General features: G+C 63.2%; 20 protein-coding genes and 2 tRNA genes. 20 read left to right on the top strand and 2 right to left on the bottom strand.

Annotated elements, in window-relative coordinates; translation table 11 throughout:
* Nucleotides 1-3: 3 nt before the first annotated feature.
* The 15 genes from nuoF to HB634_RS08375 all read left to right on the top strand — a co-directional run bounded on the left by nuoF (nt 4) and on the right by HB634_RS08375 (nt 15,014).
* Nucleotides 4-1,347: an NADH-quinone oxidoreductase subunit NuoF gene (nuoF, locus tag HB634_RS08445; RefSeq protein ID WP_063572030.1), complete on the top strand. Its 1,344-nt coding sequence runs from the start codon at nt 4-6 to the stop codon at nt 1,345-1,347.
* Nucleotides 1,344-3,656, top strand: a complete 2,313-nt coding sequence (gene nuoG / locus HB634_RS08440; protein WP_213948278.1) for an NADH-quinone oxidoreductase subunit NuoG — start codon at nt 1,344-1,346, stop codon at nt 3,654-3,656. The genes nuoF and nuoG overlap by 4 nt, the downstream gene beginning before the upstream one ends.
* A gap of 2 nt (nt 3,657-3,658) precedes the next feature.
* On the top strand, nt 3,659-4,681 hold the full coding sequence (nuoH, locus tag HB634_RS08435; protein WP_063571793.1) for an NADH-quinone oxidoreductase subunit NuoH: 1,023 nt from the start codon (nt 3,659-3,661) through the stop codon (nt 4,679-4,681).
* 5 nt (nt 4,682-4,686) lie between these two features.
* Nucleotides 4,687-5,178, top strand: a complete 492-nt coding sequence (gene nuoI / locus HB634_RS08430) for an NADH-quinone oxidoreductase subunit NuoI (protein WP_063571794.1) — start codon at nt 4,687-4,689, stop codon at nt 5,176-5,178.
* 16 nt (nt 5,179-5,194) lie between these two features.
* Nucleotides 5,195-5,854, top strand: coding sequence for an NADH-quinone oxidoreductase subunit J (locus tag HB634_RS08425; RefSeq protein WP_213948277.1), 660 nt, complete (start codon nt 5,195-5,197; stop codon nt 5,852-5,854).
* Nucleotides 5,851-6,156, top strand: coding sequence for an NADH-quinone oxidoreductase subunit NuoK (gene nuoK / locus HB634_RS08420; protein WP_036112219.1), 306 nt, complete (start codon nt 5,851-5,853; stop codon nt 6,154-6,156). Before HB634_RS08425 ends, nuoK begins: the two co-directional genes overlap by 4 nt.
* A gap of 4 nt (nt 6,157-6,160) precedes the next feature.
* Nucleotides 6,161-8,269, top strand: a complete 2,109-nt coding sequence (nuoL, locus tag HB634_RS08415; RefSeq protein ID WP_213948276.1) for an NADH-quinone oxidoreductase subunit L — start codon at nt 6,161-6,163, stop codon at nt 8,267-8,269.
* 14 nt (nt 8,270-8,283) lie between these two features.
* The gene (locus tag HB634_RS08410) at nt 8,284-9,795 is read left to right on the top strand and encodes an NADH-quinone oxidoreductase subunit M (protein WP_213948275.1); all 1,512 of its coding nucleotides are present in this window, start codon (nt 8,284-8,286) and stop codon (nt 9,793-9,795) included.
* A gap of 13 nt (nt 9,796-9,808) precedes the next feature.
* Nucleotides 9,809-11,269 (top strand): NADH-quinone oxidoreductase subunit NuoN, encoded by a 1,461-nt coding sequence (gene nuoN / locus HB634_RS08405; RefSeq protein ID WP_213948274.1) that lies wholly within the window; start codon nt 9,809-9,811, stop codon nt 11,267-11,269.
* Nucleotides 11,270-11,402: 133 nt separating this feature from the next.
* Nucleotides 11,403-11,479 (top strand) — tRNA-Met (locus HB634_RS08400).
* Between the two features lie 210 nt (nt 11,480-11,689).
* A tRNA-Met gene (locus HB634_RS08395) sits at nt 11,690-11,766 on the top strand.
* A gap of 633 nt (nt 11,767-12,399) precedes the next feature.
* Nucleotides 12,400-12,630: a hypothetical protein gene (locus HB634_RS08390; RefSeq protein ID WP_063573668.1), complete on the top strand. Its 231-nt coding sequence runs from the start codon at nt 12,400-12,402 to the stop codon at nt 12,628-12,630.
* A gap of 27 nt (nt 12,631-12,657) precedes the next feature.
* On the top strand, nt 12,658-12,909 hold the full coding sequence (locus HB634_RS08385) for a hypothetical protein (protein WP_063573667.1): 252 nt from the start codon (nt 12,658-12,660) through the stop codon (nt 12,907-12,909).
* Between the two features lie 63 nt (nt 12,910-12,972).
* Nucleotides 12,973-14,136, top strand: coding sequence for an acyltransferase (locus HB634_RS08380; RefSeq protein ID WP_213948273.1), 1,164 nt, complete (start codon nt 12,973-12,975; stop codon nt 14,134-14,136).
* An 86-nt stretch (nt 14,137-14,222) separates the two neighbouring features.
* Entirely contained in the window at nt 14,223-15,014 is a 792-nt protein-coding gene (locus tag HB634_RS08375; RefSeq protein ID WP_213948272.1) for a hypothetical protein, read from the top strand.
* 23 nt (nt 15,015-15,037) lie between these two features.
* On the opposite strand, the gene HB634_RS08370 is transcribed toward HB634_RS08375, so the two are convergent.
* Nucleotides 15,038-16,516: a GGDEF domain-containing protein gene (locus HB634_RS08370; protein WP_213948271.1), complete on the bottom strand. Its 1,479-nt coding sequence runs from the start codon at nt 16,514-16,516 to the stop codon at nt 15,038-15,040.
* Between the two features lie 290 nt (nt 16,517-16,806).
* Here HB634_RS08370 and HB634_RS08365 point away from each other — a divergent pair, with 290 nt between their 5' ends.
* Complete coding sequence (locus HB634_RS08365; protein ID WP_213948270.1) at nt 16,807-17,283, top strand: antitoxin Xre-like helix-turn-helix domain-containing protein; 477 nt, start codon at nt 16,807-16,809, stop codon at nt 17,281-17,283.
* Here HB634_RS08365 and HB634_RS08360 read toward each other — a convergent pair.
* Nucleotides 17,255-18,724, bottom strand: coding sequence for a serine hydrolase domain-containing protein (locus HB634_RS08360; RefSeq protein ID WP_213948269.1), 1,470 nt, complete (start codon nt 18,722-18,724; stop codon nt 17,255-17,257). The genes HB634_RS08365 and HB634_RS08360 overlap by 29 nt on opposite strands.
* 433 nt (nt 18,725-19,157) lie before the next feature.
* On the opposite strand from HB634_RS08360, the gene HB634_RS08355 reads away from it, so the two are divergent.
* From HB634_RS08355 to HB634_RS08340, 4 genes are all read left to right on the top strand, one after another.
* Nucleotides 19,158-21,659 carry a protease pro-enzyme activation domain-containing protein gene (locus tag HB634_RS08355; RefSeq protein WP_255548452.1) on the top strand — a complete coding sequence of 834 codons (2,502 nt, stop codon included), beginning with the start codon at nt 19,158-19,160 and terminating at the stop codon, nt 21,657-21,659.
* Between the two features lie 126 nt (nt 21,660-21,785).
* Nucleotides 21,786-22,916, top strand: a complete 1,131-nt coding sequence (locus HB634_RS08350; RefSeq protein ID WP_213948268.1) for a hypothetical protein — start codon at nt 21,786-21,788, stop codon at nt 22,914-22,916.
* Nucleotides 22,917-23,026: 110 nt separating this feature from the next.
* A complete protein-coding gene (locus HB634_RS08345) occupies nt 23,027-23,590 on the top strand; it encodes an isochorismatase family protein (RefSeq protein WP_213948267.1) in 564 nt (187 codons plus the stop codon).
* Entirely contained in the window at nt 23,590-24,594 is a 1,005-nt protein-coding gene (locus tag HB634_RS08340) for a helix-turn-helix domain-containing protein (RefSeq protein WP_213948266.1), read from the top strand. Before HB634_RS08345 ends, HB634_RS08340 begins: the two co-directional genes overlap by 1 nt.

The raw sequence follows: 24,594 nt of genomic DNA, 5'->3' as shown, positions 1-24,594 counted from the left end.
GCAATGGCTAGCACCACTGGTCCGGTCGGACCCGCACCGCAGGAACACCAGGTCGTCTACACGACCCTGCATTTCGAGAAGCCCTGGGCGCTCGATAGCTATGAAAAGGTGGACGGCTATAAGGCATGGCGCAAGATCCTGGCGGAAAAGCCGGATCCGGCCGCGCTGATCGAAGAGATCAAGAAGAGCGCGCTGCGCGGTCGCGGCGGCGCCGGCTTCCCCACGGGCCTGAAGTGGAGCTTCATGCCCCGCACGGCGCCGGGACAGAAGTACATCCTGTGCAACTCGGACGAGTCCGAGCCGGGCACCTGCAAGGACCGTGACATCCTGCGCTTCAACCCGCACTCGGTCATCGAAGGCCTGGCCATTGCGTGCTACTGCACGGGCTCGACCGTTGCCTACAACTACCTGCGTGGCGAGTTCCACCACGAGCCGTTCGAGCACATCGAAGAAGCCCTGAAGGAAGCCTATGCGGCCGGCCTGCTTGGTAAGGACATCGGTGGCACCGGCATCGACGTGGACATCTACAACGCCCTCGGCGCTGGCGCCTACATCTGCGGCGAAGAAACCGCGCTGATGGAATCGCTGGAAGGGAAGAAAGGCCAGCCGCGCTTCAAGCCGCCGTTCCCGGCCGGCTTCGGCCTGTACGGCCGTCCGACCACGATCAACAACACCGAGACCTACGCCTCGGTGCCGGCCATCCTGCGCAACGGCGCGGAGTGGTTCCTCAACCTCGGCAAGCCGAACAACGGCGGCCCGAAGATCTTCTCGGTCTCCGGCCACGTGGCCAATCCGGGCAACTTCGAGATCCGCCTGGGCACGCCGTTCTCCGAACTGCTGCAGATGGCCGGCGGTATCCGCGGCGGCAAGAAGCTCAAGGCCTGCATCCCCGGCGGTTCGTCGATGAAGGTGCTCACGGCTGAGAAGATCATGGAATGCACCATGGACTACGACTCGCTGCAGAAGGCAGGGTCGGGTCTGGGTTCGGGCGCCGTGATCGTGATGGACGAGACCACCTGCATGGTCCGCGCCTGCCACCGCATCTCGCGCTTCTACATGGCCGAGTCCTGTGGCCAGTGCACCCCGTGCCGCGAAGGTACCGGCTGGATGTACCGCGTGCTCTCGCGCATCGTGGAAGGCAAGGGCACGCAGGAAGATCTGCACCGCCTGAAGGCCGTCGCCGGCCAGATCGAAGGCCACACCATCTGCGCCTTCGGTGAAGCCGCCGCGTGGCCGGTACAGGGCTTCCTGGCCAACTTCTGGCACGAATTCGAATACTACGTGGAGCATGGCCGGTCGATCGTCGACGGTCCGGCGGACACGGTCACCACTGGAGTCGCTGCATGAGTGCGCAGCCCGTAGCCAACGCCGCGCCGGATCTGGTCAATATCGAGATCGATGGCGTTCCGGTGCAGATCGCCAAGGGGCGAATGATCATCGAGGCGGCCGATGCCGTCGGGATTCCCATTCCGCGCTTCTGCTACCACCGCAAACTTCCGATCGCCGCCAACTGCCGTATGTGCCTGGTGGAAATCGAGAAGATGCCGAAGCCGGCACCGGCATGCGCCACGCCGGTGGGCGAGGGCATGAAGGTGTTCACGCGTTCGGACAAGGCGCTGAAGTCGCAGCGCAACGTGATGGAATTCCTGCTGATCAACCATCCGCTGGACTGCCCCATCTGCGACCAGGGCGGCGAGTGCGAACTGCAGGACGTCTCCCTCGGCTATGGCCGCTCGGTGTCGCGCTACAACGAGCGCAAGCGCACCGTTTCCGACGAGAACCTCGGGCCGCTTATCGCGACCGAGATGACCCGCTGCATCCAGTGCACGCGCTGCGTTCGCTTCACCAGCGAGATCGCCGGCACGTACGAACTCGGCGGCATGAGCCGTGGCGAGAACCTGGAGATCGGTACCTACATCGGCAAGACCATCGAGAGTGAACTGTCGGGCAACATCATCGACGTTTGCCCGGTCGGCGCGCTGACCAACAAGCCGTTCCAGTTCCAGGCCCGCGCCTGGGAGCTGGTGGCACGCCCGTCCGTCGGTTACCACGACGCGCTGGGTTCGAACCTGTGGATGCACACGCGCCGCGGTGAAGTGCTGCGCAACGTGCCGCGCGACAACGAGACGATCAACGAATGCTGGTTGTCCGATCGCGACCGTTACAGCCACCAGGGCCTGTACGCCGCGGATCGCGTGAAGTCCCCGATGGTCAAGCGCAATGGCCAGTGGTCGGCAACGACCTGGGACGACGCGCTCGCAGTTGCGAAGGAAGCGCTCAAGAGCGTTCCGGGTTCGGATCTCGGCGTGCTGGTGAATCCGGCCACGTCGAACGAGGAGGGCGAACTGCTCGTCCGCCTCGCCCGTGGCCTGGGTAGCGCCCATGTCGACCATCGCCTGCGTCAGCTCGACTTTGCCGACAACGCGTTCGCGAAGGCCTTCGCCTCGCCGATCGCCTCGTTCGACAAGGTGAAGGCGGCGCTGCTGGTCGGTTCCGACCTGCGTAACGAAGTGCCGCTCCTCAACCACCGCATCCGTCAGGCGGTGAAGAAGGGTGCCAGCGTCTACGCGGTCAACCCGGCCCACTTCAACTTCAACTACCCGCTGGCCGGCGAGTCCGTCGCCGCGCCGCACGCGCTGGTCGCCGAACTGCTGATCCTGGCCAAGGCCGCCAGCGAGAACGGTGCAACGGTGCCGGAATCGATCGCCTCCGCTCTTAATGGCGTGGACACGACCGACGCCCACCGCGCCGCCTTCAAGGCGCTCAGCGACAACGCCGTCGTTATCCTCGGCCACGCCGCAGTGACGCATCCGGAAGCCTCGTGGCTGCGAGCCATCGCGCGCTTCATCGCGCAGGCTGCTGGCGCCTCGTTCAATGAGATCCCGGTCGGCGCCAATGCGCTGGGCCTGGCGTCGGTCGGCGTCCTGCCGACGGCGGGCGGTCTCGATGCGCGCGGCATGCTGACCCAGGCCCGCAAGGGCTACGTGCTCTACAACGTCGAGCCGCCGCACGACTTCGCCGATGGCACGCTTGCCCTGCAGGCGATGCATTCGGCGCAGACCGTGGTCGCTTTCGCCGCCTTCGCCAGCGATGCGCTGAAGGACTCCGCCGATGTGATCCTGCCGATCGGCCTGACGCCGGAGATCGACGCGACCCTGGTCAATGTCGAAGGCACCGCACAGACCGTGCTGCCGGGTGCCAAGGCACCGGGCGATGCGCGTCCGGGCTGGAAGGTGTTGCGTGCGCTGGGTGGCATGCTCGGTGTTGCCGGTTTCGAGTTCGACGATCTCGTCGGTCTGCGCGCAGGCCTGACCGAGCGCGCGTCGGAGGTTCGTCCCTCGCTTGCGACGCGCGCCTCGGGTGTGAGCTTCTCGCGTCTGGCCACGACGCCGATCTACCGCGTCGACGCGGTGGTCCGTCGTGCCGGTGCCCTGGCCTCGCATCCGCTGAACCGTGCCGCTGCCATCCGCATCAACGCGGACGCCGCTGGCAAGCTCGGTCTTATCGATGGCGCCAACGCGCGCATCGGCGATGCCGTCCTTCCGGTGGTTATCGATGCCTCGGTGCCTGATGGTGCCGCGTGGATCGAAGCCGCGCACTCCGAAACCGCCATGCTGCCTCCGTACGGCGCGGCCATCACCGTGAGCAAGGCGTAACCATGGGCGCTCAACTCTTCGATCACGTCTTGATGCCGGTGCTCTACATCCTGGCGATCGTGCTGCCGCTGGTCATTGGCGTCGCGCTGTACGTCTGGTGGGAACGTAAGGTGCTCGGCTGGATGCACGTCCGCATGGGGCCGAACAAGGTCGGTCCCGCCGGCTTGCTCCAGGCCTTCGCCGACGTCGTCAAGCTGCTCCTGAAGGAAGTCGTCCTTCCCACCAACGCCAACCGCGCGCTCTACTTCCTGGCGCCGATGCTCGCCCTGGTCCCCGCGCTCGCCGCGTGGGCCGTGGTGCCGTTCGGTCCGGAAGTGGTTCTCGCCAACGTCAACGCCGGCGTGCTCTACCTGCTGGCCATGACCTCGATGGGTGTGTACGGCATCATCCTCGCCGGCTGGGCATCGAACTCGCGCTACGCGATGCTCGGTGCGATGCGTGCCGCGGCGCAGGTGATCTCGTACGAACTGTCGATGGGCATGTCCATCGTCTGCGTGCTGGTGCTGACCGGTAGCCTGAACCTCTCGGCCATCGTCCACGCGCAGTCGGGTAACTTCTTCACCTGGTACTGGCTGCCGCTGCTGCCGGTGTTCGTCATCTACTTCGTCTCGGGCGTGGCGGAAACCAACCGCGCACCGTTCGACGTGGCGGAAGGCGAATCCGAAATCGTCGCGGGCTTCCACGTCGAATACTCCGGCTCGCCGTTCGCGCTGTTCTTCCTGGCCGAATACGCCAACATGATCCTGGTCAGCTTCCTGACCTCGATCTTCTTCATGGGCGGCTGGCTCTCACCGTTCCCGGAAAGCTGGGGCCTGATTGGCCACGGCGGTTTCCATTGGCTCTTCATCAAGGCCTTCTTCTTCGCCTTCCTGTTCCTGTGGTTCCGCGCGAGCTTCCCGCGCTACCGCTATGACCAGATCATGCGTCTCGGTTGGAAGGTCTTCATCCCCATCACCATCGTCTGGGTCCTCGTCGCCGGCTGCATGAAGTATTTCGGCTGGGTCCACCTCGGCACGGGAGCCTGAAAGCCATGACCCGCGTAACCCACTATCTCAAGAGCCTGCTGCTCATCGAACTGTTCAAGGGCATGGGCCTGACCATGCGCTACATGTTCAGCCCGAAGTACACGGTCCGTTATCCGTTCGAGCACATCCCGAAGTCGAACCGCTTCCGTGGCCTGCACGCCCTGCGCCGTTACGCCAACGGTGAAGAGCGCTGCATCGCCTGCAAGCTGTGCGAGGCGGTGTGCCCGGCGCTGGCGATCACGATCGACTCGGCCCCGCGTCCGGAAGATGGCCAGCGCCGCACCACGCGCTACGACATCGACCTGTTCAAGTGCATCTTCTGTGGCTTCTGCGAAGAGAGCTGCCCGGTGGATTCGATCGTCGAGACGCACGTGCACGAGTACCACTTCGAAAATCGCGGCGAGAACGTAGTAACCAAGGCCCAGTTGCTGGCCATCGGTGACCGGTTCGAGCAGGACATCGCTGCCGCCCGCGCGCAAGACGCGGCTTACCGCTGAGCGCCCGGAGAACTCGATGAATACCGATCTGCTTCAACTCATCTGTTTCTACCTCTTCGCCGCGGTGGCCGTTATCGGTGCGCTGATGGTGATCACCGTGAAGAACTCGGTCCACGCCGTGCTCTCGCTGGTGCTGACCTTCTTCAGCATGGCCTGCGTCTGGCTGTTGGCCGAAGCGGAATTCCTGGCCGTTGCGCTGGTCGTCGTCTACGTCGGCGCGGTGATGGTGCTGTTCCTGTTCGTGGTCATGATGCTGGACATCAAGCAGGAGGTCGTCCGCGAGGGCTTCATCCGCTACCTGCCAGTGGGCATCGTCGTCGCGGTGGTCATGCTGGTGGAAATGCTGGCGATGATCGGCGTGAAAGCCATGCACGCCCACACGCTCGGTCCGAACCCGGCCGGTAACTCGAACGTCGCGTGGCTGGGCCAGGCCCTGTACACCGACTTCCTGCTGCCGTTCGAGATCGCCGCCGTGATCCTCACCGTGGGTATCGTCGCCGCCGTCGCCCTGACCCTGCGCCAGCGCGTCGGTGTTCGTCACCAGTCTGCGGCCCAGCAGGTCGTGGTCCAGGCCACCGACCGCGTTCGCGTGATCAAGGTTGCCAGCGAACAGATGGCTTCCGTCAGCCCGGCCCCGGCGCCGGTCGTCGACCCGACGCAGGAGAACGCCAAGTGATCACGCTTTCCCATTACATCGTCCTCGGCGCGATCCTCTTCTGTATCGCGGTCGCCGGACTCTTCATCAACCGCAAGAACGTGATCGTGCTGCTCATGGCGATCGAGCTGATGCTCCTGGCGGTGAACACCAACTTCGTGGCCTTCTCGCGCTTCTTCGGCGACGTCGGCGGCCAGGTCTTCGTGTTCTTCATCCTTACCGTGGCCGCGGCGGAATCCGCTATCGGCCTGGCGATCCTGGTCCTGCTGTTCCGCAATCGCAGCACGATCAATGTCGCCGAAATCGACAGCATGAAGGGTTGATCCGATGAGTCTCTCGCTTTCAATCCTGCTGACGATCGCACTGGCACCCCTGGTGGGCGCGATCCTGGCCGGCCTCTTTGGCAAGCTGATCGGCCGGGCAGGGGCGCATACCGCGACCATCCTGGGCGTGGCAATCGCCTGCGGCCTGTCGTTCTACGTGCTCTACCAGCTGGTCTGGGGTGGTGCACAGAACTTCAACCAGGACGTCTATACCTGGTTCGAGATCGGTCGCTTCCATGCCTCGGTCGGCTTCATGATCGACCGCCTCACCGCCATGATGATGGTGGTGGTGACCTTCGTGTCGCTGCTGGTGCATCTGTACACCATCGGCTACATGGCGGAAGACCCGAGCTACCAGCGCTTCTTCAGCTACATCTCGCTGTTCACCTTCTCGATGTTGATGCTCGTCATGAGCAACAACTTCATGCAGCTGTTCTTCGGCTGGGAAGCGGTGGGCCTGGTGTCGTACCTGCTGATCGGCTTCTGGTACAAGCGCCCGACGGCGATCTTCGCCAACCTCAAGGCCTTCCTGGTCAACCGCGTGGGCGACTTCGGTTTCCTGCTCGGTATCTCGGCGATCCTGTACTTCATGGGCACGCTGGATTACCAGACGGCTTTCGATCACGCTCCCGAGCTGGTCGGCAAGACGCTGCAGATCACGCAGAATCACGCCTGGGACGCCGCGACCGTGATCGGCATCCTGCTGTTCATCGGCGCCATGGGTAAGTCCGCCCAGGTGCCGCTGCACGTGTGGCTGCCGGACTCGATGGAAGGCCCGACCCCCATCTCGGCGCTGATCCACGCGGCGACCATGGTCACCGCCGGTATCTTCATGGTCGCGCGCATGTCGCCGATCTTCGAGCTGACCGAGGGTGCGCTGTCCTTCATCCTCGTCATTGGTTCGACCACGGCGCTGTTCACCGGCCTGATCGGTATCGTCCAGAACGACATCAAGCGCGTCATCGCGTACTCGACGCTCTCGCAGCTCGGCTACATGACGGTTGCGCTCGGCGTCTCCGCGTATAGCGGCGCCGTGTTCCACCTGATGACCCACGCCTTCTTCAAGGCGCTGCTGTTCCTCGGCGCCGGCTCGGTCATCATGGGCATGCACCATGAGCAGGACATGCGTTACATGGGCGGCCTCGGCAAGCACATGAAGATCACGTGCATCACCATGTGGATCGGTTCGCTGGCACTGGCCGGTACGCCATTCTTTGCAGGCTTCTACTCGAAGGATGCAATCATCGAAGCCGTCGGCGAGTCGCATCGCTGGGGTGCCGGTTACGCGTACTTCTGCGTACTGGCGGGCGTCTTCGTTACCTCGCTCTACAGCTTCCGCCTGCTGTACATGACCTTCCATGGTAAGGAGCGCTTCCGGGTCGAGCCCAAGGCGCACGGCCACGGTCATGACGTCCATGCCGTCCATCACGACGCTGCTCACGCTGCCGCCGCTCACCACGACGACGCACACGGTTCGCACGATATCGTGCAGGACGACGACGACCACCACGGTACGCCGGGTGTGCTCGAGCATGCACCGCACGAGTCGCCATGGGTCGTTACCGTTCCGCTGGTCCTGCTCGCCATTCCGTCGATCATCATCGGTGGTCTCACCGTCGGCCCGATGCTGTTCGGTGACTGGTTCGGCAAGGCTATCCATGTAGACGAGGCGAACAACGTGCTCGCCGAAGTCGGGCATGAGTTCCACGGCGCCATCGCCATGGGTCTCCACGGCTTCATCCAGTTGCCGTTCCTGCTGGCGCTGGCGGGCTTCCTCGTCGCCACTGTCATCTACCTGTTCAAGCCGTCCATCGCCGACAAGATCAAGAACGCGCTGATGCCGGTCTACAACCTGCTCGACCACAAGTACTGGATCGATGAACTCTACTTCGCGGTGTTTGCGAAGGGTGGCGTGAAGCTGGGCGAAGGCCTGTCGAAGGTGGGCGATACCGCCATCATCGACGGTGCCATCGTCAACGGCTCGGCCAACCTTGTGCAGCGCATCGCCGGTGGCGTCCGCCGCCTGCAATCCGGATTCCTCTTCCACTACGTGTTCGCCATGATCCTCGGCCTTATCCTGCTCTTGGGCGGGTACTGGCTGATCGGGCAATAAGGGAAACGAGCTCTATGTCGAATCACTTGCTCAGCCTGCTGATCTGGCTCCCGGTCGTCGGCGCCATTCCGGTGCTGCTCGCCGGGACCGGTCGCCCCGGCCTTGCCCGCTGGATTTCCCTCCTGGTCGCGGTCGCCACGTTCGCCGCCAGCCTGGCCCTCATCCCTGCTTATGACGCCACCACGGGTACGATGCAGCTCAACGAGTCGTTGAGCTGGATTCCCTCGCTCGGCATCAACTACTCGCTCGCTGTCGACGGTATCTCGGTGGCGCTGATCATCCTCACCACGTTCACCCAGATCCTCGTGATCGTGGGCGCCTGGGAAGTGATCCAGAACAAGCCGCACCAGTACATGGCCGCCATGCTGCTGCTCGAAGGCGCCATGATCGGCGTGTTCTGCGCGACGGACGCGATGCTGTTCTACGTGTTCTTCGAAGCCATGCTGATCCCGATGTTCATCATCATCGGTATCTGGGGTGGTCCGCGCCGTGTCTACGCGACGCTGAAGTTCTTCATCTACACGTTCTTCGGCTCGATCTTCATGCTGGTCGGCCTGCTTTACCTGTGGCACAAGACCGGCGGCAGCTTCGCCATCTCGGACATGGCTGCCGTGCATCTGACGCTCACCGAGCAGAGCTGGCTGTTCTTCGCCTTCCTGCTGGGCTTCGCGATCAAGGTCCCGATGGTGCCGGTGCATACCTGGCTACCGGATGCCCACGTGGAGGCGCCTACCGGTGGTTCGGTGGTGCTGGCGGCGGTGATGCTGAAGATCGGTGGCTACGGATTCATCCGTTTCAGCCTGCCGATCGCGCCGGATGCCTCGCAGCATTATGAGTGGCTCATTGTCGTACTCAGCCTGATCGCGGTCTGCTACATCGGCTACATCGCGCTGGTCCAGCAGGACATGAAGAAGCTGGTGGCGTACTCGTCCATCGCGCACATGGGTTTCGTGACCCTGGGTATCTTCATCGCCTTCATCCTGGTGCGTGAGACGAATAACCCGGATGCCGCGCGCCTGGGCATGCAGGGTGCGATGGTCCAGATGATCTCGCACGGCTTCATCTCCGGCGCGATGTTCAGCTGCATTGGCGTCCTGTACGACCGCATGCATACGCGTCAGATCAAGGACTACGGCGGTGTCATCAACGTGATGCCGATCTTCGCCCCGTTCTACGTGCTGTTCGCCATGGCCAATAGCGGCCTGCCGGGTACGAGCGGTTTCGTCGGCGAGTTCATGGTCATCCTGGCCGCGTTCAGTGCCAACCCGTGGATCGCGCTGTTCGCCGCGTTCACCCTGATCATCGGCGCTGCCTACACGTTGTGGATGGTGAAGCGCGTGCTCTGGGGCAAGGTCACGAATTCGCACGTCGCGGAACTGAAGGACGTCAACGGTCGCGAAATCTTCATGCTGAGCGCGTTCGCCGCCGGTGTGCTGCTCTTCGGCATCTGGCCGGAGCCGCTGGTCCACCTGATGGATGCGTCGGTTGCTCGGATTGTCGAGCAGCTGGCCATTACCAAAGTCTGAGCGGGAACTATCCATGCCGAGTATCAACGACATCCTGATCCTGCTCCCCGAGATTTATCTCGTGGTCGCAGCCTGCGTGCTGCTTCTTCTGGATGCTTACCTCAAGCCGGGCCAGAAGGGCGCGGTTCACTGGCTCTCCATCCTCGTCCTGCTGGTTGGCGCGTACCTCGTCGTCAGCGGGCAGCCGGCCTCGTCGGTCAGCGCCTTCGGCGGCATGTTCATCCGCGACGGCGTGTCCGAAGTGCTGAAGGTGTTCTCGCTGCTGATCACAGCGATGATTTTCGTCTACGCGCGTCCGTACCTTAAGGAGCGGGCGATTCCGTTCGGCGAGTTCTACACGCTGACCCTCTTCGCCACCGTCGGCATCATGTTCCTGGTGTCGGCCGGTAGCCTGGTCACGGTGTACCTGGGTCTCGAATTGCTGACGCTCTCGTCGTACGCCCTGGTCGCACTCAACCGCGACTCGAGCCTCTCGTCGGAAGCGGCCATCAAGTACTTCGTGCTGGGTGCGCTGGCCTCGGGCATGCTGCTGTACGGCATGTCTATGGTCTACGGTGCTACCCATAGCCTCGACCTGCACACGATCCACGCCGCCATCGTCGGTACCGAGTGGAAGACCCTGCTGCTGTTTGGCCTGGTCTTCATGATCACCGGCATCGGCTTCAAGCTCGGTGCCGCGCCGTTCCACATGTGGATCCCGGACGTGTACCAGGGCTCGCCGACCGCCGTGACCGTCTTCATCGGTTCGGCACAGAAGCTGGCCGCGTTTGGCATGGCGTATCGCTTGCTCTCGACGGGTATGGGCGATGCTGCCGGCGGTGCCACCGGCCTCGCGCCGCAGTGGCAGCTTATGCTGGCCGTGTTGGCCGTGCTTTCCCTGGCGATCGGTAACCTGGTTGCCCTGGTGCAGACCAACCTCAAGCGCCTGCTGGCCTATTCGACCATCTCGCACATGGGTTACCTCTTGGTCGGCTTCGTCAACGGTGGCCCGGACGGCTATTCGGCGTCGATGTTCTACGCGGTGAGCTACGCGCTGACCAGCGCCGCCGCGTTCGGCATGATCATCGTGCTGTCGCGCTCGGGCTTCGAATGCGAAGAGATCGACGATCTGAAGGGCCTCAACCAGCGTTCGCCGTGGTTTGCCTTCCTGATGCTGCTGGTGATGTTCTCGCTGGCCGGCGTGCCGCCGCTGTTCGGTTTCTACGGCAAGCTGTTGGTGCTGAAGGCCGCCGTGGAAGCGGGCATGCTGTGGCTGGCCCTGGTGGGTGCGGTCGCTGCCATCATCGGTCTGTACTACTACCTGCGCGTGGTCAAGGTCATGTACTTCGATGCACCGGCCGAAGGCACCGATGTCCGTGCCACTGCCGATGCGCCGGCTCGCTGGGTACTCTCGATCAATGCGCTCGCGTTGCTGGTGCTGGGCTTTACGTGGTCGCCGCTGCTGGCCTGGTGCCAGAAGGCGTTCGCGGGCTGAGCTCCGGATAACGCCGGGCATGGAAAGGCGCGGACTTCGGTTCGTGCCTTTTTCTTGTGGGTGCCGATAGTTGATGGATTGTTGCAGGACGCTTGCAAGAATCTGGCCACCTACGTATACTTGCCGACTCTGATGCGGGGTGGAGCAGTCTGGCAGCTCGTCGGGCTCATAACCCGAAGGTCGTAGGTTCGAATCCTACCCCCGCTACCAGCTTTATAAGAAAAGGCGCGAACCTCACGGTTCGCGCCTTTTTCTTTGTACGCTGTCACTGGCACCTTGTCCATTCGCATCGTTTCGACATGGGTGGTCGCGAACGCGTTTCATGACGCATCGAGCACGTACTGGGCGAACGCATTCGCGGTCTTGTGCGTGCTGACGGTGGTGATGCGCCTCATTTCTGGGTATACTTGGCGGCTCTGATGCGGGGTGGAGCAGTCTGGCAGCTCGTCGGGCTCATAACCCGAAGGTCGTAGGTTCGAATCCTACCCCCGCTACCAGTATTCCTAAAAGCGCGGACCTCACGGTTCGCGCTTTTTCTTTGGGCGGGCTTCAGCGATAGGCGACAAACAGGAGGTTGCCAACGTGGATGAGCGGTTCCCTTACACGACATAAGGGCTGGCAACGGGTTGACTCAGAATGCCCCGAATTCGATACTTTCGCTCGACAGGTAAATCCTGGGTTTGCCGCGATACCCATGAAGGCGTCGTAAGCGCGTTGTAAACGCGTCGGTCCCAGGGACTGTCACCTTCTTCAAAGGCCTCCTCACGGAGGCCTTTTTTTTCCGGACAAGGAGCGCCGGTTTGTATATCTATGCCGATGAAAGTGGCGACCTGGGCTGGCAGTTTGAGCCGCCGTACGGTCGCCGGGGGTCCAGTCGGTACTTCACTGTCTTTGCCGCCTGTGTTTCCGACGAGAAGTGTCATCTCCTCGATCGCGTCGTGTGCGACATGTACAAGGCAAGTCGCTGGGCTACGAAGAAAGAGCGGAAGTGGACCGACGCTTGCGAGCCTTCGCGCCGCCATTTTTCTCAGCGCGCCGCTTCGAAAGCTCTATTTCTGAGCTGCCCGGACTCATCTCAGCGCATGCGAGCGCAAGAGAGCATGATGTCGGTCTACTCTTAAGGCGACAGCATGGAAACGATCTACGTGGTGCAGGGTTTCAAGGCCGGCAAGCGGGGCAGGACAGAGGCTATGACGCCACTGTCATTCAAGACCGAACTCGAGGCGAGGCGCAGGGCCGTGCGTCTCGGTGAGACGTGCCTGGGTGTCATCGCATTCGCGCAGACGGCAAATCCCGAAACCGGCGACTATGCTGATCCGATCATGCTCGAAAGCATTGGCGATGTGCCTGAGATGACGTGAAGCGACTTCGCCGGGAGCGACAGAACCATGACATGGCCAACCATCGTCGCGAGCAACCTGACAACGACCGGCGTGGGCGTCCTGATCGTCGTGGTTTCATTGAACCGGCTGCTCGGCATGCTCTGGCCGTTCGCACTGGCTGTTCCCCTCATCCCGATCTTCCTGCTCGCCTACTCGGGCTACCCCGATGCCGTATACCTGTGGAGCTACCTGCCGATCGGGGTGGCGATCGCCCTGCGAAAGAAGGTGGGCACGTTTCCGAGGGATCCTGGGCCCTGAGGTAGTCGTCCGTGCGGCCTGAGGCATGCCTATAATTCGCGCTGCATCGGAATGGGGCGGAACATGGAGAAGGATCGTGCGGCCGACGGCCTGAGGGGGATGGCGGCGATGGCAGTCTTTTTTGGGCACTTTTTTCTCACGTTCTATCCAGCTGGGTCGTCTCATTTCTTCAGTGGGGCGGCAGCACCGGGGGCAACGGTTGGCATTGCCGAGAAAATACTGGCATTGCCGTTCATTTCCGCCTTCCTGAGTGGGCGTTTTCCTGTCGCCATTTTTTTTGTGCTGAGTGGATACGTCCTTACCAAAGGCTTCGTAAAAGACGGGGATCTCAACATTCTTCGTTCGCTGTTTGCCCGACGCTACTTTCGCCTGGGTATTCCTGTCTTTGGCAGCGTGGTGTTCGCGTACGTCCTGTTTCTGGCGGGCGCTTATCCCGTTGAGACCACGGCTTCCATCACGAAGTCGGCGTGGTTGATCACCCAGAGTATCCACGGTAATCCGACAGTCCTGGATGCTTTGCGGGATGCCATTTACGGCGTCGTTTTGGTGGGAAGTGCGCAGTTCAATACCGTGTTCTGGACCATGAGAATCGAGTTCCTCGGCTCGATCATGATTTTTTCGTATATGGCCCTGGCATGGACCGACCGGCGCGCGTTGTTTGCCGTCGGGATCTATCTCGCCTTGATCTTCGTCTTTGCTCCCGTTCACTGGCCTTACTATGCGGCGTTTCTGGTCGGGCGCTATATCGGCAATGCCAGGGTCACCATGCCTCCATGGGCCTCCTACGGATGCATCGCCTTTGCCATGTATCTGGCCAGCATGGATGCCTCGCCCATGTTCGCGTATCTGTACCTCATCCCCATCGAGCCAGACCTGCTTGGCACCATCTGCAGCGTTTTCGCCGGGGGACTCGTCTTGCTGGCTGTCCGCGCCGGAGCACTACGCTATCTCCTGACCTGCACGCCCGCGCTCTACCTTGGACGCATCTCGTATCCGCTGTACCTGGTTCACGTGCCGATCGTGATGTCTTTGGGATGCATCATCTTCAACAGCCTCTATGAGTCGCATGGTCGGTCGGCGGCGGTGGCCTCTGCCTTGGTGGCATCGCTCGCCGCGACCTTCCTTGTGGCTTCGGTGTTCGAACGGTTTGTCGACCAGCCGGCTATCCGCTTCGGCAAGTGGATGACCCAAAGGAAAGTCCCCACGATGGGCCTTCATGAGGCCTGACGCGTTGCGACACGACGGCCTCTCACATCGCTGATATCCTTCCGTCACGACCGGGCTTCTCCTTCATACCACTGCCGAGTGATCCGATGCATGCATTGACGCGTTGCATTTTCCTGCTGTGCCTGGCCTTCGTGGCGGGCTGCAACCAGGACAGCATGATTGCGAAGTTCACGCCTCATCCTGAAGCGGAGATCGCCAGGCAGGCGATCGACGACTGGCGAACCGGGCACGTCGATCGCCTGACGGTGTTGCTGTCCCCGGCGCTTGCCGGCGACACGGAACAGCTCATTGCCGGGGGCGCGCAGTTATCCTCCGCGGCGCCGCTCTCGGTAAAACTGGTCGGGCTCAAGAGGCACGTCACGAACGACGTGAAGCGTTACGACCTCATGTATGAGTATGCATTCGGAGGGCGTTGGATGATCGCCGAAGTGGTGATCATCGAACAAGGCGATCGCCGCGAGATCGCAGGTATCCATGCGCAGATGCATGACCGGTCGCTTGAGCAGGTCAACGATTTTACGCTCGGCCAGAAGAGCGCCGAGCACTACCTCGTGCTGTTCCTGTGCTGCCTGTCGCCGTTGGTCAGCCTGACCGCATTCGTGCTCTGCCTGCGGACGCCGATGCGTCGACGCAAGATCTGGTGGGCGTTGTTCACGCTGCTCGGCTTCGTCACGTGGTATTTCAACTGGAGCACGGGCGAGCTGGAGTTCCGACCGATTTCGTTGCAGCTGTTTAGTGCCTCCGCGTTTGCCTCTCCCTATGGCCCCTGGACCCTTGGCGTTTCGATACCCGTCGGGGCGATCTGGTTCCTGCTTCGGCGTAAGAAGCTGTCCGCTCCTCGCGGTGAGCCCGAACAGGTCTCCACCCCGCCGGAGTAGCGCGGGGTAGGTCGAGCTCGGCTCTAGTCCGTGGTCGCCGCCACGAAACGGTTCCGGCCAGCGTGCTTGGCGCTGTAGAGGGCGCGGTCTGCATGCATGACGACGCCCTGCACGTGATCCGGCGCGCGCGTGGCTACACCGATACTCACGGTGACGCGGCTATCGATGCCATTGCTGTTTTCGAGTTGCGCGTCGTAGACGGCCCGATTCATTCGCCGCGCCACCACTTGCGCGCCGTCCTCATCGGTCCCCGGAAGGATGACCACGAACTCTTCGCCGCCGTAGCGGGCGATGAAGTCGGCTGGGCGCCTCAGCGTACCCGCGAGCAAACGTGCAACTGAGCGCAGCGCGACATCGCCCTCGAGATGGCCGAACGTGTCGTTGAATGTCTTGAAGTGGTCGATGTCGATCATGAGCACGCTGAGTGCGCGTTGCTCGCGCGCGGCCTCTTTCGTTCGTTCGTCCAGGGCCTGATCGAACGCGCGCCGGTTAGGAATGCCGGTCAATTCGTCGAGGAGGGAGACGCGTTCGACGGTGGACAAGGCCTCGGCGAGGCGGTCGCGGGTGCGAGCGAACCAGAACTGGGTCTGGGTGACACGGACCACGTAGGCGAGCATCGCGAGGGCGAGGATGCTGCGTCCGAACATGCCCTGTCGTTCGGTGATGCCGAGGCTGAGGGCGAAGATCGCTGCCAGCAGCAGGCCGGGAGCGAGACTCACCGACAGCTGGCGAGCCCATTTGTGCCGAATCGGCTCAAAGGGTCCAGGCGTAGCGTTCGCATGCAGCAGGCAGGCCAGGGCGATGAATGGCACCGTCGGCAGGACATCGGCCATGCGTTGCAGGGCGAGTGTGTCGGGGTAGAGCTCGTCGTGATTGTGAATGCCGGCACAGATGGCATAAAGCGCCAGAAATACGGTGCCGATGCCGAAGAATCGGTGGTCACCCTCATTGGTCGCAGTGACATAGCGCACGAGGAAGGTACCGAAAAGAAAGAGATTCTCGACATCGAAGGCTACGACGACCCAGCCCATGTCTTCTGGCTTGAGGAAGCCATAGGCGTCGGTGAGGTCGCGCACGCCGAGATAACAGAGCACCACCAGCAGGAGGAGGAGCACGCCGTCCACGATGCGGCGCGCATGCGAGGACGGCTCGTCGGGCGTCGTCACGGCGGCATACAGGAGCGGCGCGCCGTAACTTATGAAGAGGACGTAGGTGGTAATGAGGTTCTCGTCCGTCCCGGACTGCGCAATGGCGTAGGCCATGCCGGCGACCCAGCAGCCGATGCCGAGAGCGAGGCAGACGATGTAACGACGGTCATAACCAGGCTTGCGCAGGCAAAACATGGTGTAGGCGAGGGCGGCCACGGCGGAAAGGAGCATCGCGTAGTCGGCAAGTTCGGGTGTTTGCTTCTGCAAGGCTGGGGGAATGAGCAGATGCGCGAGCGGTAATGCCGCCACCAGCGCGGCATACGTGGCGTAGCGACTTGCCCGGTGCTTGACCATGCCTCATCCCCGAATGCGGCGGTTCCCGCTTCCATCCTTACACGATCACGCGGATGTGCCAAAAAAAAGCGGCGCCGAAGCGCCGCGGAAAGCCAATGATCCGGGGGAGGGCCATTGGGATGGGACGAGGGATACGTTAGGGCTATTCCTGACGTTCGTCTGTCGGCCCGTGCCTACACGTATTCGGTGATGCATTTTCGGCAGACGGGACAGATCGGTCGAAATTCTCAAGTCCGCGCGTCGCATTCCTGTCACCTTGCGCGTCAGACCTTCCCACGGAGCAAGACGACATGGCTGTTTCATCCGATATCACTGTTAAGTACGCGGCTTACGTGGCCGTTATCCAGGCCACGACGGAGGAGCGCATCGACAGAATCCGTCGCGGCTTGCCACCTGCTCTTGTCGGGCAGCTGGCAAGTGACCTCCGCATTCCCGATCACAACCTGGCGCTCTACCTCGGCCTCAACCGGGCCAATCTGCGGCGACGGATGGCCGACGAAGAGCGGCTCAGCCCACAGGAATCCGAGGCGCCGTTGGCCATGGCGTCGCTTGCCGGCAGCGTGGTCATGGCTTGCCGGCAATCGTCTGTCGAACGGGGCATCGTCGCGGACCCGCTCGGCTGGCTGGGCCGATGGCTGCGTACGCCGCTGCCCGGGCTCGACGGCCGTGGCGCTCCTATCCAGTACATGGATGTCGTCGAGGGGCGGGCGGTCGTGGCGACGTGGCTGGCGGCGGCCCTTAGTCCTGGGTGCCCGCCGTCGGTTTGAGTTGCCGGGCGGCGTGTGCGTTGTCGGGATTGAGGTCGAGTGAACGGCGATAGCTGGCGACGGCCTTGTCCCGCGCGTTCGTTTTTTCATAGGCCTCGCCAAGGCTGTCCCAGGCGTTCCAGCTTCTCGGGTGGCGCTCAGTGTTGTAACCGAACAGGCCGACCGCCTGTTCGGCGTTGCCCGCCCTCAACAATGAGTATCCCCAGCTGTTGATGCGTTCTTCGGGAAGATTCAGGCCGGGGTAGGCGCGCTTCACCCGCGCGATAACGCCGGCGACGTCGTTGAAGTCTGTTTTTTTCAGCGCCTCCTCGAGAGCGAACTGCGCTGCAGGCTTGCCACGCATGTCGACAAGGGCACTCTCGGCAAGCGCCTTCAGCTGGGCCTGCGTCTGTCCCGGGCGATTGGCGAGCAGGACGACGCCATAACCGCTGTCGGGGTAGAGCTCGATGTAGCTCGAGGAGCCAAAGGTCCCGCCGGATGTGCGCAGCCGGCGTTGACCGTCGATCGTACGATCGACCTTCCAGTTGAACGCCGTCGCGTCGTCGTCGATGTCGCCCCAGGCCAATTGCTGGCTCAGGCGTATCGCCGGATCCTTCGCTGCCAGTTCAGCAAGCAGGAACCGGGACATATCCTCGGCGCTGTAACGCAGGCCGGCAGCGGCTGCGATGTACGGCGCATCGAGCGCCGGCATGGCGACACGATCAGCGCTGTAGCCAGTCACGAATTGACCGGCCCGGCCCTTGCCGAGGCCAGCTTGCATGCCGAAGGGCTTTTCGATGAAACGATCGAGCAGGACGGCGAAGTCCTGCCCGTAAGCCTTTTCGATCGCGATCGCGAGCAGAATTGACGCGAGGTTGGAATGTTTTGGCACGGTTCCGGGACGGCTCGACAACGGGGCCGCTTTCAGGTCCTCGAACAGGCGGGCCCGGTTGTATTCGGCGAGTTGCCTGATTGCCGCGAAGGGCAATGTTTCGGGAGTCGTCGTTGCCGCGAGCTTCGTAAAATCCGGCAGGTTGTCGGGCAGCGCCGAGGTGGTATCCGCAAGGTCGATGAGTCGCACCGGCGCGCCATCGCGCTGGAGGTTCGGATACGACGCGGACAGGTACGTGCGCAGGTCATCGGTCGCCCTGGCCTTGCCATCGACGATCGCGTGGGCAAGCAGCAACGACGTGAATACCTTGGTAATCGAGCCGATCTCGTAGACCGTCGCCTGGGTTGGTGGTGTGGCCGCGCCTGGCGATGTCGAGCCGAAGTTGTAAAAACGCACCTTGCCGTGGTCGACGACAGCGACTGACAGCGCATCGGTTCGTCCCGACTGGACGAACTCGCTACCCAGGCGCTGGAACGTGCCGTCGACGACGGTCGGCGCCAGTGGGCCATCCGCAGCCGCTACGCCGGCTGACGTCACGCACAACGATACGAGCAGAACGACATTACGCATTCACGATTCCCCCGGCTGATGGCCCATCCTCCCGGGCGGCCCGCGCCCCCAGCCAATGCCATACGTCACGCTCTAACGGCAAAAACGCAAGAAGATGCGAATGCGTAAGCATCGACTGATCGGCTGGCCTGTCGCAAAGCGTCGGTGGTGAAAAAAAACCGACGCCTGTTTTTGCGGTCCCCGTCACGGCAACCCGTCCACCGGTGAATGAACCCGTTCGTGGAAAGCCCCGCGAAAGATTCGCGTCGCATGGCTGAAAGGGAAACAGGGGAGCAAGAAGCGGGATGGTGGGGAGTTCGCGATTTCCTGCGCTTCACGCAACACCGGGCAGGGAGACGAATGACCGGCGGGGAACATGCCGCTTAGCCAGATCGCCAGCGTGTCAGGGCTTCCGCCGCAGCGGAGGCAAATACGGGCTAACGAAGGATCATTCATGAAGATCGATGCTTTTGCTTCAGGGGTCACACGCAAAACTGCACTGACATTGGCCATTGCGCTGGCGATGACCTCGCTTTCCGCGCACGCCGAAGATGCATGGGTTTCCACGCATACCAAGGCCGCGATGCTCCCCGTCGCCGCTACGCAGACGCTCGCCGCAAGTTCAACGGCCGCCACGCCGGTGGCCAGTGGCTATGCGTTGAACATGACCGGTTCCCCGCACATCGACGGCGCGGCCGTCACCGCGGTGGCAGCCGATCATCCGCTGCACGTCGTGGTCAGCCTCAAGCTGCGCAATCCCGACCAGCTGCAGACCTTCCTCGCCGGCGTGACCACGCTCGGTAGCGCGCAATACGGTAAGTTCCTCTCCCCCGCGCAGTTCAAGGCGCAGTTCGGCCCGACGCAGGCGCAAGTCGACGCGGTTGTCGCGCACCTGCAGCAGGCTGGTTTCACCAACATCGACGTCGCACCCAACAATCTGTTGATCTCCGCCGACGGCAATGCCGGTGCCGCGACGACGGGCTTCCATACGTCGATCAAGCGCTTCACCTCGAACGGCCGCGAATTCTTTGCCAATGACACGCCTGCGCTTGTCCCTGCTGCGCTCGGTGAGTCGGTCGACGCTGTACTCGGTCTGCAGAACGTGTCGGTCAAGCACACGTTGCACCATGTCTATCACCCGGAGAACGTGACCGTACCTGGTCCGGCATCGAGCACGCAGGCAGCCGCCGCCGTGGGTGCGCATCATCCGCAGGACTTCGCCGCGATCTACGGCGCCAGTGGCGTACCGGCCGCGACGAAGACCGCGGTGGGCATCATTACCTGGGGTTCGATTACCCAGACGGTGACCGATCTGAATACCTTCACGTCGGGTGCGGGTCTGGCCACGGTCAACGCGACGATCACCAAGGTCGGCAGCGGTACCTTCGCCAACGACGATGACTCCAACGGTGAGTGGTCGCTCGACAGCCAGGATATCGTCGGTATCTCCGGCGGCGTGAAACAGCTGATCTTCTACACCTCGCCCAACGGCGACTCGAACTCCAGCGGCATCACCGACGCGGGTATCACCGCGACTTACAACAAGGCGGTCACCGACAATATCGCCAAGCTGATCAACGTGTCGCTCGGTGAAGACGAGACGGCCGCCGAAGAGTCCGGCACCCAGGCAGCGGACGATGCGATCTTCCAGCAGGCCGTCGCCCAGGGCCAGACCTTCTCGATCGCTTCGGGCGATGCGGGTGTCTACCAGTGGTCTACCGACCCGACCTCCGGTTCGCCTGGTTACGTGGCGAACTCGGCCGGTACGGTGAAGATCGACCTGACGCACTATTCGGTCAGCGAGCCGGCGAGCTCCCCGTACGTCATCCAGGTCGGCGGCACGCAGCTTTCCACCAGCGGTACGACGTGGTCGGGCGAAACCGTCTGGAACGAAGGCCTTTCGGCCATCGCGCCGAGCCAGGGCGACAACAACCAGCGCCTCTGGGCGACCGGTGGTGGTACCAGCCTCTATGAGGCGGCACCTTCCTGGCAGTCCGTCGTGTCGAGCTCGACCAAGCGCGTGGGGCCAGACCTTTCGTTCGACGCGGCCTCGGCGTCGGGCGCCCTGATCATCATCGACGGACAGACGGAGCAGGTGGGTGGTACCAGCCTGGCATCGCCGCTGTTTGTCGGTGCTTTCGCGCGTATCGAATCGGCTGCCAACAACGCCATCGGCTTCCCTGCATCGAAGTTCTACGGCGCTTTCCCGACCCAGACCTCGTTGCTGCATGACGTGACGTCGGGCAACAACGGTTACCAGAACCACGGCTACACCGCCGCCACGGGCTTCGACGAGGCCACGGGCTTCGGCAGCTTCGACATCGGCAAGCTCAACACCTACGCCCAGGCCAACTGGGTCACCGGTGGCGGTGGCGGCACGAACGTTCCGCCGGTAGCGAACTTCAGTGTCGTGACCAGCGGCCTCACCGCGACCTTCACCGATAGCTCCACGGACAGCGACGGCAGCATCGCGTCGCATGCCTGGAACTTCGGTGACGGCTCCACCTCGACGGCGACGAGTCCGAGCCACACGTACACGGCGGCGGGCACGTACACCGTCAGCGAGACGGTGACCGATAACGCAGGCGCCACCAACGCCAAGAGTTCCTCGGTAACGGTGACCTCGTCCGGTGGCGGTGGTGGCAACACGCTGCAGAACGGCGTGGCGGTGACCGGCCTGTCGGCCGCGAAGAACGCCAAGCTCAACTACACCGTGGCGATCCCGTCGGGTGCGAAGAACCTGAAGATCGTCATCTCGGGTGGTTCGGGCGATGCGGACCTCTACGTGAAGTTCGGTTCCGCGCCGACGACGTCGAGCTACGACTGCCGTCCGTATGTGACCGGCAACTCGGAGACCTGCTCGTTCACGACGCCCTCGACCGGCACGTACTACGTGATGCTCAACGGCTACGCCGCGTTCTCGGGCGTTTCGCTGAAGGCGACCTGGACCAACTGATCCACGCGTGAGTAGAAGGAGGGCGCTCCCGGCGACGGGGGCGCCTTCTTCATTTTCGCCGCGCGTCGGTACACAATCCGCGCACGGCGGAGAGGGTGCCGGATGGAACAGGGTCGGGGGGGCCACATGGACTATAAGGAACGTCAGGCAGAGGCGCGGGCGCGTTTTGCCGCAACGGACACGGCAGTGCTCGAGCGCATGTGGATTCGCGACGAGCGAGTCGACTGGGCCGAGGCGGCATTGCGTGCGGAACTCATCGACCGGGGTATCGATCCCGACGCGCTTGCACGGCGGCATATAGACGAACAGGCTGTCCGTCCGGCGTGGCTGAAGATGGAAGCGGTGCAGGTCGCCGCGCCATCAGCGCGCCCACCGGGCGCTGCCATGCCGCTGCGTTGGTTCATGGCTGTCTTTGCCGTCCTCGTCATCGGATCGATGGCGCTGATATGGTTCGCCAGCTATAGCAGCGAAGCCACTGCGGAGACTCGCAAGGTTGTCCTGCCGGTGTTCGGGACCATCGCGGGCAGCAGTGTCTTGTTGCGATGGCTCAGGGTCGATTTCCGCTACGTGTTTTCGGGCCTATGGGCGACCGGACTGTGCGCCGCGACGGTGGTCTTCCTGTGCCTTCCGCACGCGGCGCCGACGGCGTCGCTGTTGGACGACGTGAACGCCTTATCGAAGGCACAGCTCGCGGTTGGCGTCGAGCAGCGAGCCGTGGCTGCGGCATCCAAAGCGTCTGCAGACTGGCGGCTGGCGCGCGCCAATCTCAGGGCGCATATGATCGCCAGTGAGCGAGCGACGGTGGTCGGCGACGTGCAACTGGCGGATCCGGCGACGCGCGATCGCGTGCGCGACGCGCTGCGAAACTGGAGGAGCGATCTGGCCGCCCAGGACATGGTGGACGATCGCGCGCGTCGTGGGCTCGGGGACGCTGAAGCATCGGTGATCGCCGAAGGTGGTCGCCCCGCCGCCTCGATAACCCGGGACATGGCGGATCTGACCACGCTCCTCAAGCGGGTCGCGCCGATCCGGGCGGCCACCATCGAGGCCATCGACGCGCGAGAGGCTGTCGTGGTTTTTTTCGAGACACACCCCGTGCAGATCGACCAGGCTCGGAACCAACCGTTTTTCGGCGAGGATGCGAAACCCGAATACGCGCGTCTGCTCGAACGCCGCAAGCTTGCCTTGCAGGACGAGGCCCGAAGCTGGGCGACCGTCCTCGCACAACAGGGGCAGGCCCCGCAGACATCCCGCTGAGGGGCGTCGCTCTTCTGGCGCGAATTGTCCGGTCGGCGTCCGCGCCCGGCCTGTCGCACTTGCTCCGGCCGGAGGAAACTGGGTTCAATCCAGCCACCAGGAGTGCCGCCATGTCCCACGCCGATACCGCGCTGATCGTCATCGATGCCCAGGAATCCTTCCGCCACCGCCCGTACTGGCGGGAAGGCGATGTCCCTGCCTATGTCGACCGCCAGCAGGCCCTCATCGATGGAGCGACGAACGCCGGCATCCCCGTCGTTCGCATTTTCCATGTGGAGGACAGCGGTCCGTTCTCCGAGGCGTCAGGCTTCGTGGCGACATTGGCACCTCTTCGCATCGCGCCGACAGTGACCTTTCGCAAGAGACGGCACAGCGCCCTGGTTGGCTCCGGCCTCGAGGTCTGGCTGACCGAGAACGGCATCCGTCGCATCATCGTGTCCGGTATCCGCACGGAGCAATGCTGCGAAACCACCACCCGCCACGCCTCGGACCTCGGTTATGAGGTGGACTATGTGGGTGAGGCGACACTGACGTTCCCGATGACGGACCGTCATGGTCGCGAGTGGAGCGCCAGCGAGATCCGCGCGCGCACGGAACTGGTGCTGGAAGATCGTTTTGCGCGCATCGCGACGGTCGAGGAGGCGCTCGCAGGAGCGCTGCGCAACGCCGCCTGATGAAGAGCACGGCACCCCGCGTCATCCCCGTTTTCGTGGTGTTGCCACCGCGCGTGCTGCTGCTCGATGTCGCCGGACCGATCGAGGTGTTGCGCAAGGCGAACCTTGAGCAGGGCGAGGTTCGCTTCGACGTTCGATTCGTCGGGCCGGCACGCAAGCTCGGCAGTTCAATCGGTCTTGCCGTGACCGGCATCGCGCCTTTGCCGGTGCGGCTGCCGGACGGCGCCATGCTGGTCGTTCCTGGACACGCCGACATTCCGCTGGGCGAGCCGGTCACCACGGCCGGGCAGAACGATGCGTATGAAGCAGCCATTGTCGACTGGCTTCGACGCGTCGTGCGGCCCGGTATCCGACTTGCCACGATCTGCTCCGGTGCGTTGCTGGCCGGACGCGCGGGCCTGCTCGATGGCATCGAGTGCACGACGCATCACGGCTGCATCGCTGAACTCGCGCACGACGCTCCCGCGGCACGCGTGCGTGAGAACCGTCTCTACGTTGTCGACGGCGAGCGGATGACGAGTGCTGGCATCACCGCCGGGATCGACCTGATGCTGCATGTTGTTGCGGGCGAGGTCGGGCCCGGGTGCGCATTGGCGGTCGCACGCTTCCTCGTCGTTTACCTGCGCCGCGCGGGAGGCGATCCGCAGCTGTCGCCCTGGCTGGAAGGGCGCAACCACATGCATCCGTCGATACACCGTGCACAGGACGCGGTTGCCGGCGATCCGGCGCGTGACTGGACGGTGCCGGTGCTGGCGCGGGAGGCTGCTACCAGCCCGCGCAATCTGTCGCGACTGTTCAACGAGCATGCGGGCATGAGCGTGACGGATTTCGTGAACCGCATGCGGGTTGCCCTGGCCAGCGAGTTGTTGGCTGGGTCCCGGCTGGATATGGAGGCGGTGGCCGAACGCTCGGGTTTCGGCTCCGCACGACAGTTGCGCCGGGCCTGGGGTCGTCTGCACGCCGCGCCGCCGAGTCGGTCGCGCGATACAACGGTCGATCACTGA

The sequence above is a fragment of the Luteibacter sp. dw_328 genome (assembly GCF_018449605.1).
In the GTDB taxonomy this organism is placed as follows: Bacteria; Pseudomonadota; Gammaproteobacteria; order Xanthomonadales; family Rhodanobacteraceae; genus Luteibacter.
Note: the sequence above shows the minus strand (reverse complement) of the source record. Positions and strands in the feature narration are given on the sequence as shown.

Coding starts and splice junctions, on each gene's coding strand:
- HB634_RS08370 (WP_213948271.1), bottom strand. CDS start 16,516: ATGGTCAAGCACCGGGCAAGTCGCTACGCCACGTATGCCGCGCTGGTG.
- nuoN (WP_213948274.1), top strand. CDS start 9,809: ATGCCGAGTATCAACGACATCCTGATCCTGCTCCCCGAGATTTATCTC.
- HB634_RS08380 (WP_213948273.1), top strand. CDS start 12,973: ATGGAGAAGGATCGTGCGGCCGACGGCCTGAGGGGGATGGCGGCGATG.
- nuoH (WP_063571793.1), top strand. CDS start 3,659: ATGGGCGCTCAACTCTTCGATCACGTCTTGATGCCGGTGCTCTACATC.
- nuoI (WP_063571794.1), top strand. CDS start 4,687: ATGACCCGCGTAACCCACTATCTCAAGAGCCTGCTGCTCATCGAACTG.
- HB634_RS08350 (WP_213948268.1), top strand. CDS start 21,786: ATGGACTATAAGGAACGTCAGGCAGAGGCGCGGGCGCGTTTTGCCGCA.
- HB634_RS08375 (WP_213948272.1), top strand. CDS start 14,223: ATGCATGCATTGACGCGTTGCATTTTCCTGCTGTGCCTGGCCTTCGTG.
- HB634_RS08340 (WP_213948266.1), top strand. CDS start 23,590: ATGAAGAGCACGGCACCCCGCGTCATCCCCGTTTTCGTGGTGTTGCCA.
- HB634_RS08385 (WP_063573667.1), top strand. CDS start 12,658: ATGACATGGCCAACCATCGTCGCGAGCAACCTGACAACGACCGGCGTG.
- nuoG (WP_213948278.1), top strand. CDS start 1,344: ATGAGTGCGCAGCCCGTAGCCAACGCCGCGCCGGATCTGGTCAATATC.
- nuoF (WP_063572030.1), top strand. CDS start 4: ATGGCTAGCACCACTGGTCCGGTCGGACCCGCACCGCAGGAACACCAG.
- HB634_RS08390 (WP_063573668.1), top strand. CDS start 12,400: ATGGAAACGATCTACGTGGTGCAGGGTTTCAAGGCCGGCAAGCGGGGC.
- HB634_RS08365 (WP_213948270.1), top strand. CDS start 16,807: ATGGCTGTTTCATCCGATATCACTGTTAAGTACGCGGCTTACGTGGCC.
- HB634_RS08410 (WP_213948275.1), top strand. CDS start 8,284: ATGTCGAATCACTTGCTCAGCCTGCTGATCTGGCTCCCGGTCGTCGGC.
- nuoL (WP_213948276.1), top strand. CDS start 6,161: ATGAGTCTCTCGCTTTCAATCCTGCTGACGATCGCACTGGCACCCCTG.
- HB634_RS08345 (WP_213948267.1), top strand. CDS start 23,027: ATGTCCCACGCCGATACCGCGCTGATCGTCATCGATGCCCAGGAATCC.
- HB634_RS08355 (WP_255548452.1), top strand. CDS start 19,158: ATGAAGATCGATGCTTTTGCTTCAGGGGTCACACGCAAAACTGCACTG.
- HB634_RS08425 (WP_213948277.1), top strand. CDS start 5,195: ATGAATACCGATCTGCTTCAACTCATCTGTTTCTACCTCTTCGCCGCG.
- HB634_RS08360 (WP_213948269.1), bottom strand. CDS start 18,724: ATGCGTAATGTCGTTCTGCTCGTATCGTTGTGCGTGACGTCAGCCGGC.